The sequence below is a fragment of the Kaistia sp. MMO-174 genome (assembly GCF_037147815.1).
In the GTDB taxonomy this organism is placed as follows: domain Bacteria; phylum Pseudomonadota; class Alphaproteobacteria; order Rhizobiales; family Kaistiaceae; genus Kaistia; species Kaistia nematophila.
Genome location: NZ_JBBCUO010000006.1, coordinates 459122 through 472059 on the forward strand (window position 1 = coordinate 459122; position 12938 = coordinate 472059).

General features: G+C 67.4%; 12 protein-coding genes. 3 read left to right on the top strand and 9 right to left on the bottom strand.

Annotated elements, in window-relative coordinates; genetic code table 11:
* Positions 1–6: 6 nt before the first annotated feature.
* Both WFK98_RS23150 and WFK98_RS23155 read right to left on the bottom strand, forming a co-directional pair.
* Positions 7–1593 (bottom strand): peptide chain release factor 3, encoded by a 1587-nt coding sequence (locus WFK98_RS23150; RefSeq protein ID WP_266341201.1) that lies wholly within the window; start codon positions 1591–1593, stop codon positions 7–9.
* A 74-nt stretch (positions 1594–1667) separates the two neighbouring features.
* The gene (locus WFK98_RS23155; protein ID WP_266341200.1) at positions 1668–2027 is read right to left on the bottom strand and encodes a DUF423 domain-containing protein; all 360 of its coding nucleotides are present in this window, start codon (positions 2025–2027) and stop codon (positions 1668–1670) included.
* A 325-nt stretch (positions 2028–2352) separates the two neighbouring features.
* Between WFK98_RS23155 and WFK98_RS23160 the strand changes: the two genes are divergently transcribed.
* Entirely contained in the window at positions 2353–3195 is an 843-nt protein-coding gene (locus tag WFK98_RS23160) for an NAD-dependent epimerase/dehydratase family protein (protein ID WP_336801946.1), read from the top strand.
* Between the two features lie 159 nt (positions 3196–3354).
* On the opposite strand, the gene WFK98_RS23165 is transcribed toward WFK98_RS23160, so the two are convergent.
* The 3 genes from WFK98_RS23165 to WFK98_RS23175 all read right to left on the bottom strand — a co-directional run bounded on the left by WFK98_RS23165 (position 3355) and on the right by WFK98_RS23175 (position 5559).
* Positions 3355–3909 carry a methylated-DNA--[protein]-cysteine S-methyltransferase gene (locus WFK98_RS23165; RefSeq protein ID WP_336801947.1) on the bottom strand — a complete coding sequence of 185 codons (555 nt, stop codon included), beginning with the start codon at positions 3907–3909 and terminating at the stop codon, positions 3355–3357.
* A 46-nt stretch (positions 3910–3955) separates the two neighbouring features.
* Positions 3956–4753: a potassium channel family protein gene (locus tag WFK98_RS23170; protein WP_266341197.1), complete on the bottom strand. Its 798-nt coding sequence runs from the start codon at positions 4751–4753 to the stop codon at positions 3956–3958.
* 110 nt (positions 4754–4863) lie between these two features.
* A complete protein-coding gene (locus WFK98_RS23175; RefSeq protein ID WP_266341196.1) occupies positions 4864–5559 on the bottom strand; it encodes a GntR family transcriptional regulator in 696 nt (231 codons plus the stop codon).
* Between the two features lie 373 nt (positions 5560–5932).
* On the opposite strand from WFK98_RS23175, the gene WFK98_RS23180 reads away from it, so the two are divergent.
* Together WFK98_RS23180 and rhaM are read left to right on the top strand one after the other, a co-directional pair.
* Entirely contained in the window at positions 5933–7327 is a 1395-nt protein-coding gene (locus WFK98_RS23180; RefSeq protein ID WP_336801948.1) for an FAD-binding oxidoreductase, read from the top strand.
* 21 nt (positions 7328–7348) lie between these two features.
* A complete protein-coding gene (rhaM, locus tag WFK98_RS23185) occupies positions 7349–7663 on the top strand; it encodes an L-rhamnose mutarotase (RefSeq protein WP_266341194.1) in 315 nt (104 codons plus the stop codon).
* Positions 7664–7759: 96 nt separating this feature from the next.
* On the opposite strand, the gene WFK98_RS23190 is transcribed toward rhaM, so the two are convergent.
* The 4 genes from WFK98_RS23190 to WFK98_RS23205 form a co-directional block, all read right to left on the bottom strand.
* Positions 7760–8758: a LacI family DNA-binding transcriptional regulator gene (locus WFK98_RS23190; protein WP_336801949.1), complete on the bottom strand. Its 999-nt coding sequence runs from the start codon at positions 8756–8758 to the stop codon at positions 7760–7762.
* Between the two features lie 328 nt (positions 8759–9086).
* Positions 9087–10196, bottom strand: a complete 1110-nt coding sequence (locus WFK98_RS23195; RefSeq protein WP_266341192.1) for a substrate-binding domain-containing protein — start codon at positions 10194–10196, stop codon at positions 9087–9089.
* Positions 10197–10225: 29 nt separating this feature from the next.
* A complete protein-coding gene (locus WFK98_RS23200) occupies positions 10226–11269 on the bottom strand; it encodes an ABC transporter permease (RefSeq protein ID WP_266341218.1) in 1044 nt (347 codons plus the stop codon).
* An 83-nt stretch (positions 11270–11352) separates the two neighbouring features.
* Positions 11353–12846: a sugar ABC transporter ATP-binding protein gene (locus WFK98_RS23205; protein ID WP_336801950.1), complete on the bottom strand. Its 1494-nt coding sequence runs from the start codon at positions 12844–12846 to the stop codon at positions 11353–11355.
* Positions 12847–12938: the final 92 nt, after the last annotated feature.

The following is a 12938-nucleotide window of genomic DNA, read 5'->3' on the forward strand; positions in this document are numbered from 1 at the left end:
CCCGGCTCAGGCGGCCTTTTCGCGCTGGTAGTCCTTGATCTCGCTGGCGACGATCGCCGGCGAGCGGTCGAGATCGTAGCGCAGCTCGAAGGCCGAGGGCGCCATGAAGACGGGGGCGCCGTCGAGATCGGAGGCCATGGACGAGCGGTAGCGGTCGACGAAGGTTTCGAGCGCGACCTTGTCGGTCGAGGTCACCCAGCGGCAGACAGAGAAGCGCGAATGCTCGAAGTCGATCGGCAGGCCGTATTCGACCTGCATGCGCTCCTTCAGCACGTCGAGCTGCAGGGCGCCGACGACGCCGATGATCGCGGGCGATCCGTCATGCGGGATGAACACCTGCACGACGCCTTCCTCGGCCATCTGCTGCAGGGCTTCCTTCAGCTTCTTCGCCTTCATCGGATCCTGCAGGCGGATGCGCCGCATGATCTCCGGGGCGAAGCTCGGCACGCCGCGGAAGACGAGGTTCTCGCCTTCGGTCAGCGTGTCGCCGATGCGGAGCGTGCCGTGGTTCGGGATGCCGACGACATCGCCGGCGAAAGCTTCGTCGGCGAGCAGGCGGTCCTGCGCGAAGAAGAACTGCGGGCTCGACAGCGGGATCGGCTTGCCGGTGCGCACCAGCTTGGCCTTCATGCCGCGCTGCAGCTTGCCGGAGCAGACGCGCAGGAAGGCGATGCGGTCGCGATGGTTCGGATCCATGTTCGCCTGGATCTTGAACACGAAGCCCGACATCTTCGGCTCGGTCGGTTCGACGGTGCGGCCCTCGGCCTGCTGCGGGCGGGGCGAGGGCGCGAAGGCGGCCATGGCGTCGATCAGGTCGTGCACGCCGAAATTTCGTAGAGCGGAGCCGAAATAGACCGGCGTCAGATGGCCCTGGCGGAAGCTGTCCATGTCGAAGCCGTTGCCGGCACCCTCGATCAGTTCCATCTCCTCGCGGAAGAGAGCGACGGCTTCCGGCGTCGTCAGGCCGTCGATCTGCGGATCGTTCGGGCCCGAGACCGGGATCACGGCATTGTCGGTGTCGATGCGGCGGACCGTGCGGGCGACGATGTCGTAGGTGCCGGCGAATTCGCGGCCGCGGCCGATCGGCCAGGTCATCGGCACGGTGTCGAGCGCCAGCACCTTCTCGATCTCGTCGAGCAGGTCGAACGGGTCGCGGGTCTCGCGGTCGAGCTTGTTGATGAAGGTGACGATCGGGATGTCGCGCAGGCGGCAGACCTCGAACAGCTTGCGCGTGCGGTCTTCGATGCCCTTGGCGGCGTCGATCACCATGACGGCGGAATCGACGGCGGTCAGCGTGCGGTAGGTGTCTTCCGAGAAATCTTCATGGCCCGGCGTGTCGAGCAGGTTGAAGATCCTGTCGCCATATTCGAACGTCATCACCGAGGTGACGACCGAGATGCCGCGCTCGCGCTCGATGCCCATCCAGTCCGAGCGGGTCTGGCGGCGGTCGCGCTTGCCCTTGACCTCGCCGGCGAGCTGGATCGCGCCGCCCATCAAGAGCAGCTTTTCGGTCAGCGTCGTCTTGCCCGCGTCGGGGTGCGAGATGATGGCGAAGGTCCGGCGGCGATCGACGAGTCCGGTAAGGGCGTCCATGAATAGGTCTTCTAACGGTTTTTGAGGTGGCGCATCGATAGACGAGACGGGCCGGAAAGGCCAGCCCGAAGCGTCTAACGCTTGCGCGACAACAGCGCCGCCACGGCGATTCCGAGCCAGCCGAACATCATCGTGGTGCCGCCGATCGGCGCCAGGAAGGAAAGCGCCGCGCTGCCGGAGAGGGTGTGGAAGGCAAGGGCGCCGGAGAAGCCGATGAGCCCGATCGCGATGGCCCAGGCGGAGATCGACATCAGGAGCGCCGTCGCCGGCACGAAGAAGCCGAGCGCCAGCAGGGCCGGCGCCTGTGCCATGGCCATGTTGCCGGCCGTGCCGAGGCGTTCGCCGCCCGGCACATGCGCCCCGGCGGCGGCCATCGCCACGCCGAGCATGCCGGCAAGTCCCGCCACCACCAGAAGCGCGCGTTGACCGTTCATCGTTTCTCTCCTGTGAGCGGCCCTTCGGCCGGCGCGTAGATCCGTGGTGATGCCGCTTCATGACGCGTGCGGGGCGGAGAATCCACCCGCGGGGCGCGACCGGCCGGAACTGGATAGACTGCTTTTGCCCACGCCGGCTTCGTGGCAAATGCGCCCATCCGGCAATCCGGCCTCGTCTCGCCGACCCGGGCTGGGTGCCGTCAAGCCATTGCCATGTCACCGCCGGCTGTTATGCTAGCGCTGTCATTGCGGCTCGGCCGCCATCGATCTCGGGCCTGCTGGCGAACGCCCTGCCGGCCTTTCAACGACATTGTGGGAGGGAAGCATGATCATCGTCACGGGTGGAAGCGGGCTCGCGGGCCGCGCGGTGGTGAAGGATCTGGTCGAGCATGGCTACGAGGTCGCCTCGGTCGACATGGCGCTGCCGCCGCCGGGCCAGGGCGTGCCGTTCAGCAAGGTGGACCTGACCGACTACGGCCAGGCGCTGGCGGCCTTTTCGGGCGTCGACGACCGTTTCAGGAAGGCGACCGGCATCATCCATCTGGCCGCCATTCCGGCGCCGGGACTGGCGCCGAACCACGTCATCTTCGAGACCAACATGATCTCGACCTACAACGTGTTCGAGGCGGCGCGCGTGCTCGGTATCAAGAACGTCGTCTGGGCGTCGAGCGAGACGGTGCTCGGCCTGCCGTTCGAGACGCCGCCGCCCTACGTGCCAGTCGACGAGGACTATCGCGGACGGCCGGAGACGGCCTATTCGCTGTCGAAGTTCCTCGGCGAGGAGATGGCGAAGGAGTTCTGCCGCTGGGATCCGGAGCAGAAGATTTTTGGCCTCCGCTTCTCCAATGTCATTGCGCCCGAGCGCTATGGCGAGTTCCCGGCCTTCGACAACGACATCAACGCGCGCAAGTGGAACCTCTGGGCCTATATCGACGTGCGCGACGCGGCGCAGTCGTGCCGGCTGGCGCTCGAATCGCCATTGAAGGGCGCCGACGTCTTCGTCATCGCCAACGAGGACGGCGTCATGAGCCGGTCGAATGATTCCCTGCTCGACGAGGCGTTTCCCGGCATCGCCCGCAAGCGCCCGATCGGCCCGAACGAGACGCTGCTCTCGATCGACCGGGCGAAGAAGGTGCTCGGCTACAAGCCGCAATTCGGCTGGCGCTAGCGGGCGAGGACGGGGTTCGCGCCCCGCAGTCTTTACCCCAACCCTCTCCCGCAAGCGGGAGAGGTGGATCGCCGGCGCCGGCTGCGCTGATGACGGGCACAGGCCAAAAAGCCCTCGCCCGCTTGCGGGAGAGGGTGGGGTGAGGGTCTTGCCTTGCTCTTACTCGAGCCCACCGGCGAACAGCGGCAGTTCGTTCAGCTTGGCGCGGCTTTCGATCGCGAGGACGCGGCGCTTTGTGGCGATGCCGCCCGTGCCGGAGAAGCCGCCCATTTTGCCGTCGGCGGCGAGCACGCGGTGGCAGGGAATGATGATCGGATAGGGATTGTCGCCCAGCGCCCGCCCGACGGCGCGCGCCGCGCCCGGCTCCCCGATCGCCGCCGCCACCTCGCCATAGGTCAGCGTCTGGCCGGGCGGGATGGCGCGCGTCACGTCATAGACGCGCTGGTTGAAGGGCGAAATGTGGTCGGGATCGAGCGGGATGCTGGTCAGGTCGTCGTCTGCGCCCTCGAGCAGCGCGACGATCGCCGCGATCGCCTCGGTCACGAAGGCCGGCGTCTCGGCCGAGCCGGCCTCCGGAAAGCGGCGCTGCAGATCGGCCCGCGTCGCCTCGGCGCTGTCGCCGGGAAACTGCAGGCCGGTGATGCCGCGCGCGCTCCAGCTGATGCCGCAGGGGCCGATCGGCGTTTCGAACAGGACGAGGCCTTCCGTGCGCATGGGCATTCTCTAGCACAAAACGGGAACATCGCCAATCGGAAGCGCGTCACTCGCCGTCGTCGGGAATGGCCAGGATCTCGCCGCAGGCCTTGCAGTGGACCGCGTCCGGATCGTGCATCTGCAGGGCGCAGCGTGGGCAGGGGAAGAACACCTTGTAGGGCCGGACGATCGCCTGCGCGAGCCGCACGAACAGCGAGATGCCGCAGATCATCGTGACGATCGCGGTCAGCTTGCCCCAGGGGCCGGGAAGCGTGATGTCGCCGAAGCCGGTGGTGGTGACGGTCGCCACGGTGAAATAGAGCGCGTCGACATACCCCGTGAAGCCCGGGCTGGCGCGGAAGAAGAAGGTGTAGATGAAGCCGCTGGCGACGAACAGGAACGTTACCAGGTTGAGCACCGCCTCCAGCGGCTGCCGCCAGCGGGCCACCTGCTGCTTGGTCAGCGGCCGCCAGAGAAAGCCGCTGCGCGACAGCGACCAGAGCCGCAGGATGCGCAGGAAGCCGAGATTGGCGAGATAGGCGGGGAAGAGAAGCGTGACCAGGATGAAGATGTCGACGATCACCGTCGGCCGCCGCAGCCATGGCAGGATCCTGGTTTCGGCGAGCCCGCGGCAGATCAGGTCGAGCGCCAGCACCACCGCGATCGCGTAGTCGTACCAGAGGAACGCGGAGGCATCGCGGATCATCGGCGTCGCGATGAAGAAGGCGATGATCAGGAGATCGATGGTGATGACGCAGGCCTGGAACAGGCGGGCCTGCCTGGCTCGGCCGTGGTAGAGGAAATGGAGATGCCGCCTTAGCCGGGCGAAGCTGGCATCCGTCGCGCTCTTGGGATCCGGGTTCATGAATGGCTCGTGCAGCCGACAGGAACTGCCGCCATACCATGCCAGCGCCCGGCTCGACAGCGCGACCTGACCATGAACCTCCTGAGCCCCTTGTATCCTCCGGCGGGCAGCTAGTGGTCGGCGAGCGACGGGTCCGACTGCTTCAGGGTCTGGATGCCGTCGGAATAGATGTCGCGGACGCGGGTGATGTGCGCGTGGATCGTGCGGCTCGCGCTGGCGAGGTCGTTGTCGGCGATCGCCTGCACGATCGCCGCATGTTCGTCGCGCGAGACGGCGAAGAGCTGCTCGTTGGGCGAGGAGAAGTTGGCGCGCAGGGCCTGGATGCGCGGGTCGAGCGAACCATAGATGTCGCCGAGCAGCGTGTTGCCGCAGGCGGCGAAGAAGGCCTTGTGAAAGTCCTGGTCGAGCTTGTGATAGGTCTCGTAGCGATAGTCGTCGCGCATTTCCTCCATCTGCGCGAAGGTCTTCGAGATCGACTTCAGCAACCGTTTCTGGTTGCGCTCCATCGACAGCCGCAGCGCGTAGCATTCGAGCTCGATGCGCAGTTCGCAGAGCTCGCGCACCTTGTCGACGGTCGGGTAGGGGACGTAGCAGCCCTTCTGCGGCTGGATCTCGACGAGGCCGAGCGACTGCAGCTGGAAGAAGGCCTCGCGGATCGGCGTCTTGGAGGTGCCGAAGGTCTCGGCGACGGCCTTCTCGCTCAGCATGGTGCCATAGGCGATCTCGCCCTGGGTGATGCTTTCGAGCAGGCGGTCGAATGCCATCGCGGTCAGGGATTTGGGCCGGTCGAGAGGGCTGGCGGTCATTGGGCGGCGGCTCCCCTTCATGGCGACGCGGGACCACGCCTCAGACGAATGGACCCGCATGGCACGCTATTTCGACACCTGAATAATTGCATGGCACAAGCGCGCTTCCGTCGGAAGCCCGGCCGTCGCAAACGCCGCGCCTCATCCTGTTTATCCTCAACCCCGGCGTTGGTGCAGTCAGCCAAATTGACAAGCCCGCCTTGCGCCGCGGGCATCGGGGTGGGAAGGGCTCCCCGTCCGGTATTTTTCCGTTGTCGCGACCGCCCGAGCATCGCCAGAGATTGCCAGCTCGTCAATTTTAAAATATCTCAGATACTAATTAATACGTTCGGCGTCGTCCCCATCGGCGCCGCCCCTGGAAGGAACGCCAAAGATGGGCAAGGCCGAGGCCGTGCTGGACGAGACGATGCTGATCCGCGACGTCGATCGCGGATCCCACTACATCCGCGACTGGACCGGCGAGGCCGATGGCGATCCGTCCTTCGTGGCGCGGCCGCGCAATGTAGACGAGGTCGTCGAGCTGGTGCGCTACTGCGCCGACAACGGCCTCGCCGTCGTGCCGCAGGGCGGCCATACCGGCCTGGTCGAGGGGGCCTCGGCCCGGATCGAGGGCGGCCATGTCCTCGTCAGCCTGGAGCGCATGAACCGGATCCGGGCGATCGACCCGCTCAATTTCAGCGTCGAGGTCGAGGCCGGCTGCGTGCTGGAGGTGCTGCACCAGGCGGTCGAGGCGGAGGATCTGATGTTCCCGCTGTCGCTTGGCGCCAAGGGCAGCTGCCAGATCGGCGGCAATGTCGCCACCAATGCCGGCGGCATCAACGTCCTGCGCTACGGCATGATGCGCGACCTGGTTCTGGGCCTCGAGGTGGTGCTGCCGGACGGGCGCGTCTGGAACGGGCTGAAGACGCTGCGCAAGGACAATACCGGCTACGACCTGAAGCAGCTCTTCCTCGGCTCGGAGGGTACGCTCGGCATCGTCACGGCTGCGACGCTCAAGCTTTTCCCGCGCCCGAGCCATGTCGAGACGATGTTCCTGGCGGTCGAGACGGCAGCAGAGGCGATCCGCCTGTTCGCGGCGGCGCGCCGCCATCTCGCTGACCTGCTCTCGGCCTTCGAGCTGATCTCGGACCGCAGCGTCGAGCTGGCGCTCACCATGCCCGATCTCGTCAATCCGCTGGAGACGGCGGCGCCCTATTACGTGCTGCTGGAAGCCTCCTCGAGCGGGCCGCTCGATCTCGAGGCCCTGGTCGGCGGCTTCCTGGAGTTTGCGCTGGAGGAGGGGATGATCCTCGACGGCGTGCGCGCGTCCAGCGTCGCGCAGGCGCAGAAGATCTGGGCGATCCGCGAAGGCGTCGTCGAGGCGCAGGTGAAGCACGGCACCTATCTTCGCACCGACGTTTCCGTGCCGATCTCCGAGGTCGCAGTCTGCATCGACGAGGTCGAGGTGGCGCTGGCCGGGGCGGTGGCAGACGGCGTCGTGCTCACTTACGGCCATATCGGCGACGGCAACATGCATTTCGTCGTCATGCCGCCCCGCGCGATGGCGGAGGGGCCGGAGCGGCACGCCTGGATCAAGGCGAGCGAGGCGGTGATCTTCGAGATTGTCGATCGTCGCGGCGGCTCGATCAGCGCCGAGCACGGCATCGGCCGCGTCAAGCGCAGCGCCTTCGAGAAGCGCGCCTCGGCGACGCAGATGGAACTTCTGCGGGCGATCCGGTCGGCGATCGATCCCGACAACCGGATGAACCCCGGCGCGATCTTCGAATAGGCGGAAAAGGGAGGGGAAGCGATGCGACGTGTCGGGTTCAAGATGCGGATGAGGCCCGGTTGCGGGGCGGAATACAAGAAGCGCCACGACGAGATCTGGCCGGAGCTGCGCGAGCTGCTCGCGCAGCATGGCGCCCGCGACTACACGATCTTCCTCGACGAGGAGACGAACATCCTGTTCGCGATCAACCACATCGCCGAGGGCGCCCGCGCCGACGAGCTGAACGCCCAGCCGCTGATGCAGAAGTGGTTCGCGCATATGGGCGACATCATGGACACCAATCCGGACGGCACGCCTGTGATGATCCCGCTGCCGGAAGTCTTCCACATGGACTGATCCGTCCGGGATCGGGCATTGGGGTCCGGTGGCGTGTGGGAGGTTGGAGCTGGCCTGCCGCGCCGAGACTTCGATCGTGACCGGGCTTCGGCCCGGTCACGTGCTTTCGCGCTGGACCACCCGGAACGGCATCTCGTGCCTCTCCGGCGGAAGGATCTGGCCCACGCGCCGCGCCTCGATGGCGCGCAGCAGCAGGCTGCCGGCCGCGCGGCCGATCTCGACCGCATCAACGGAAACCGTCGTCAGGCGCGGATGGCTGCAGCGCGACACCTCGAAATCGCCGAAGCCGGCGATCGCGATCCGCCCCGGCACCGAAATGCCGCGCCGGTGGCATTCCATCAACGCCCCGAAGGCGGAGAGATCGGAAACGCAGATCGCCGCGTCGACCTCGGGCCACTGGTCGAGCAACTGCGCGATCGCCTCGCCGCCCTGTTCCATCGAGATCGGCGGGCTGCCGAACGAGATGATGCGGGCCTGCCCGAGGCCCAGCTCGGCGATCGCCTGGCTGTAGCCGAGGCGACGGTCGGCGCCGCGCGTGTCGCGATTGGTGGTGCCGCCGATGAAGCCGATGTTGCGGTAGCCGCGCGCGTGGAGGTCGTGCGTCAGGGCGCGGATCGCCGCCGCATTGGAGAAGCCGATGACATGCTCGATCGGCTCCAGCGGCAGGTCCCAGGTCTCGACGACCGGGATGCCGACCGTCTCGAGCAGGCGGCGTGAGCGCGGGGTGTGCGAGCCGCCGGTCAGGATGATGCCCTCCGGCCGGCGCGTCAGCATGGATTCGAGCAGGGTTTCCTCGTTCTCGACGAGATAGTCGGTGCGGCCGAGCAGGAGTTGCAGGCCGCTGCCCTCGATCGCCTCGCCGATGCCCCGCACCGTGTCGGAGAAGTTGGAATTGTTGATCGAAGGGATCAGCGTCGCGACGAAGCCGGAGCGCTTCGACGACAGCGTGCCGGCCGTCTGGTCGAGGACGTAGCCGAGCTCGTCGATCGCCGCCATGATCCGGCGCCGCGTCTCGTCCGAGATCGGGCCGCCCTTCCTCAGGGCGCGCGATACGGTCATGGTCGAGACGCCGGCGCGCTCGGCGACGTCGGCCATAGTGGGCTGGCTCTTTGGCGTTCTTCCGGGGGGATCGGTCGCCATCGTCCTTGTCCAGGTCGGGCGCGGCAGGGGCCGCGCCGTGTGAGATGCTGTCATGGCCGGGTCCGGCGATGCCGGATCGGCGAAGCGCCGTCGTTAGCCCACGCCTCGGCCGGGCGCCAGCGCCACGGGCCGGTTCGCCGGAGGCCGCGACAAGGTGCCATGGGCGCGCGCTTGCTTGCGGCGGGACAGGCGCCCTGGCGGGCGCATTTCCGTCGTTCGATGCGGCCGGCTGTTTCAAGCAATCCGGCGGCCGCGCGAGGCGGCCGCCGGCAGCGCTCCGGGCTTAGTTGACGCCCCAGATCTTCTTGTATTCGGCGCGATAGCCGTTGTCGGGATCGAAGACGTTCTTCGGGCCGCCGTCGAAGGCGATGTTATCAGGGGTGACCAGATGGACGCCCGGGACGTAGCCCGACCACTTCTCGCCGGCGAAGGCGCGGTTCAGCTCGTCGATCAGCTGCCAGCCCTGCATGGTGAGGGGCTCCGGCACGGTCGCGGCCTGATGGTCGCCGGCGCGGATGCGCTGGAAGGCCGATTCCGAGCCGTCGCCGGCCGAGATGTTCTGCGGATCGCCGTTGCCGGCGATGCCGGCCGCCTGCAGCGCCGGCGGCATGAAGTCGTAATAGAGGTCGTTGATCGCCAGCGAATGGGTCCACTTGGCGCCGTTCTGCTGCAGGAGCGTCGTCGTCAGCTGCGGAATGCGGGTCGAGACGTCGGCGAGCGGCGTATCCTGGAAGGAGACGACCGTGCAGCCGGCGCACTTCTTGATCCACTCTTCCATCGCGCGGCCCTTGGCGATGGCGATCGCGTAGGTCGAGTCGGCGAAGACGACGACGCCGGCCTTGCCGTCGGAATCGGCGACCGCCTTCATCGCCGCGACCTTGGCGACTTCCATCGCGTCGGTGGTGACGTTGGCGAAGATCGGCGTGCCTTCGAGCGGGCCGGCGACCGGGCCGGAATGCCAGCCCACCATCAGGATGCCTTCCTTGGCGGCGCCCTCGAGGGCGGCCTTCTGCTCGACCGCGTCGCTGCCGCCGACGATGATGGCGTCCGGCTTCAGCGCGATCGCCTGCGAGAGCGCCGTGGCCTGGCCGGAAACCGTGCCCTGGCCGTCGATCTCGCGATAGTCCCAGCCGATGGCGGCGGCCGCTTCCTTGGCGCCCTGCGAGACGCCGAGGATGCCGCCATTGCGCATGTCGCCGGCGACATAGACGATGGTCTTCTTGCCGGCGGCCTTCGGGCCGCTGGTGGGGCCGTCCCACTTGTCGGCGCGGCCGGAGGCCTTGGCGACGATGGCCTTGGCTTCGTCGACGAAGGCGTCGGCATGGGCGACGATCGGGATCGCCATCATCGCGACGGCGCTGGCGGCCGCAAGCAGCAGGTTACGTGACTTCATGAACTTCCCTCCGGGTTGCGACGGGGTTCTTAAGCGCCCGTCTTTTTGAATGGCTTATTGTTGGTGCCGCGGCGGCGCTGGGCATAGCCGGCGATGCCGATGGCGATCAGCAGGGTGACGCCGTTGAACATCGGTTCGACCCAGAACGAGCCGCCGAACTGCTGGATGCCGGCGATGCCGACGGCGAGGATCGCGACGCCGGCGAGCGTGCCCCAGACATTGACGCGGCCGGGCTTGATCGTCGTCGAGCCCAGGAAGGCGCCGACCAGCGCCGGCAGCAGGTATTCGAGGCCGACGCTGGCCTGGCCGATGCGGAGCTTCGAGGCGAGCAGCACGCCCGCGACGGCGGTGAGCGCGCCCGACGCGATGAAGGCGCCCATGGTGTAGCGCTGGACCGGAATGCCGTTCAGCGCCGCCGCCTTCGGGTTGGCGCCGATCGCGTAGAGATAGCGGCCGACCGGCAGGTGCTCGAGGATCAGCCACATGACGATGGCGAGCGCGATCACGTAGTAGCCGGTGATCGGCAGGCCGAAGACCATGGTGCCGTTCAAAGCCAGGAAGCCTTGCGGCAGTTGCGCCACCACCTGGCGGCCGCCCGTGTGCCAGAGCGCGAGGGCGTAGAGCACGGTGCCGGTGCCGAGCGTGGCGATGAAGCTATCGATGCGGGCGACCTCGACCAGCAGGCCGTTCAGGAAGCCGACGCAGGCGCCGAGAATAATCACGATCAGCACGGCGAAGGGCCAGGGAATGCCGGCCATGGTCTGCAGGCTGATCGCCAGGATGTGCCAGAGCACGATGCCGTAGCCGACGGTCAGGTCGATCTTGCCGGCCGCCATCGGGATCATCGCGGCGAGCGAGAGCAGCGCGATGATCGCCTTGTCGGAGATGATCGATCGCACGTTGAGCATGGTCGGGAAGGTTTGCGGCAGGATCAGCGAGAACAGGATGATCAGCGCGACCAGCAGGATCGGCAGGCCGTAGACCGGGATGCGCCGGCGCAGCCGCTCGCCGAACGAGGCGTTCTTCAGTTCGCTGCGGGTCGGTTCCAGCGCGTCGGAGCGGACGGAGTTCATGGACATGGGCGCGGTTTCCTGGGGCGTTTTCGAGCGAAGCGGGTCCCGGTTCGCGGGAAGAAAACGCGACTAAACAGAGGGTTCTAGGCTGCTTCCGACGCGGAGGCCGCTGTGATCACGGATTCGGTGGTGAGGGCAGGGCCGGTCAGTTCGGCGATGATCTTGCCCCGGTTGAAGACGAGCGCCCGGTGGCAGATATGGGCGATTTCCTCGAAGTCGGTCGAGACGACGACGACGGCGAGGCCCTTCTCCAGCGCCTGCGCGATCAGCCGGTAGATCTCGGCCTTGGCGCCGACATCGACGCCGGCGGTCGGGTCCTCGGCGATCAGCAGCCGGCGGTTGGTGGCGAGCCAGCGGCCGACGACGACCTTCTGCTGGTTGCCGCCGGAAAGGCCTTCGATCGGCAGGTCGGGATCGTTGGGGCGCAGGCCGACCGAGGCGCCGAGCTCGACGGCCTGGCGCGCTTCGGCGCGCGGCGACAGGTAGGAGAGCAGGCCGCGGCCGATGGCGGCCGGGTTGAGGAAGGCGTTTTCGCGGACGGAGAGCGAGAAGGCGACGGATTCTTCCGTGCGGTCGCGCGCCACCAGCCCGATGCCGGATCTGAGCGCGGCGCGCGGTGAGGCGAGGTCCGGCGCTTCGCCGTCGATGAGGATCGAGCCGCGATGCTGGGCGGCGCCGAACAGGGCGCGGCCGATCTCCTCCTGGCCGGCGCCGCGCAGGCCGACGAGGCCAAGCAGCTCGCCCTGGCGGATATCGAAGCTGACGGGGCCGGCGGAGGGCGTCTCCAGATCGCGGACGGCGACGCGCACTGCGCCCGAGCCGAGCTCGCCCTTCTTGAACAGCTCCAGCGTCGTCGAGCCGACGATCAGGCTGATGAGTTCGTCCGGCGTCGTCTCGGAAACCGGCTTCTCGCCGACCTTGAGGCCGTCGCGCATGACGACGACGCGGTCGGCGATGCGGAAGATCTCATCGAGCCGATGGGAGACGTAGATCATGCCGACGCCGCGCGCCCGCAGGCGGCGGACGGCCTCGAACAGGCGCTCGACTTCGTCGGCGGGAAGGCTGGCGGTCGGCTCGTCGAGGACGAGGAAGTCGCAGTCGACAACGAGCGCGCGGGCGATCGCGACGAGCGATTTCTCCGTGCGGCTCAGCGCATGGACGCGGGTGGTCGGATCGATATCGCAGCCGACCAGTTCCAGCGCCGTCGCGGCGCGCTGCTCTGTCGCCTTCCAGTCGATCAGGCGGCTGCCGGAAAAGCCCTGCGCGAGCCCCATGTTCTCGGCCACCGTCATCCATTCGACGAGGCCGAGATCCTGATGGATGAAGGCGACCTTCTGGCGCTCGCCGCGCGCATGGGCGCGATGGCGATAGGGCTCGCCGCCAATGGTGACATGGCCGCTGTCGGCGCGGAAAATGCCGCCCAGGATCTTGATCAGCGTCGATTTGCCGGCGCCGTTTTCGCCGAGCAGCGCCACGACCTCGCCGCGCGCCACCTCGAAGCTCACGCCCTTCAGCGCCCGCGTGCCGCCAAATGCCTTGGCGACATCGTCGAAGCGGAGGACCCCTCCGTCTGCCATGTTCATCCTCCCGGATGCGGACGGCACCGCGTTTCGTTCCCGATCCGGCTCTTTGTCCGGTTGCTATTGTTATCGATAACAGAATGGAAGGT

What these genes read in the sequence shown, in the direction of transcription:
- WFK98_RS23195 (WP_266341192.1), bottom strand. Translation starts at nt 10,196, where the DNA reads ATGAAGTCACGTAACCTGCTGCTTGCGGCCGCCAGCGCCGTCGCGATG.
- WFK98_RS23155 (WP_266341200.1), bottom strand. Translation starts at nt 2,027, where the DNA reads ATGAACGGTCAACGCGCGCTTCTGGTGGTGGCGGGACTTGCCGGCATG.
- WFK98_RS23170 (WP_266341197.1), bottom strand. Translation starts at nt 4,753, where the DNA reads ATGAACCCGGATCCCAAGAGCGCGACGGATGCCAGCTTCGCCCGGCTA.
- WFK98_RS23160 (WP_336801946.1), top strand. Translation starts at nt 2,353, where the DNA reads ATGATCATCGTCACGGGTGGAAGCGGGCTCGCGGGCCGCGCGGTGGTG.
- WFK98_RS23175 (WP_266341196.1), bottom strand. Translation starts at nt 5,559, where the DNA reads ATGACCGCCAGCCCTCTCGACCGGCCCAAATCCCTGACCGCGATGGCA.
- WFK98_RS23200 (WP_266341218.1), bottom strand. Translation starts at nt 11,269, where the DNA reads ATGAACTCCGTCCGCTCCGACGCGCTGGAACCGACCCGCAGCGAACTG.
- WFK98_RS23205 (WP_336801950.1), bottom strand. Translation starts at nt 12,846, where the DNA reads ATGGCAGACGGAGGGGTCCTCCGCTTCGACGATGTCGCCAAGGCATTT.
- rhaM (WP_266341194.1), top strand. Translation starts at nt 7,349, where the DNA reads ATGCGACGTGTCGGGTTCAAGATGCGGATGAGGCCCGGTTGCGGGGCG.
- WFK98_RS23150 (WP_266341201.1), bottom strand. Translation starts at nt 1,593, where the DNA reads ATGGACGCCCTTACCGGACTCGTCGATCGCCGCCGGACCTTCGCCATC.
- WFK98_RS23180 (WP_336801948.1), top strand. Translation starts at nt 5,933, where the DNA reads ATGGGCAAGGCCGAGGCCGTGCTGGACGAGACGATGCTGATCCGCGAC.
- WFK98_RS23190 (WP_336801949.1), bottom strand. Translation starts at nt 8,758, where the DNA reads ATGGCCGACGTCGCCGAGCGCGCCGGCGTCTCGACCATGACCGTATCG.
- WFK98_RS23165 (WP_336801947.1), bottom strand. Translation starts at nt 3,909, where the DNA reads ATGCGCACGGAAGGCCTCGTCCTGTTCGAAACGCCGATCGGCCCCTGC.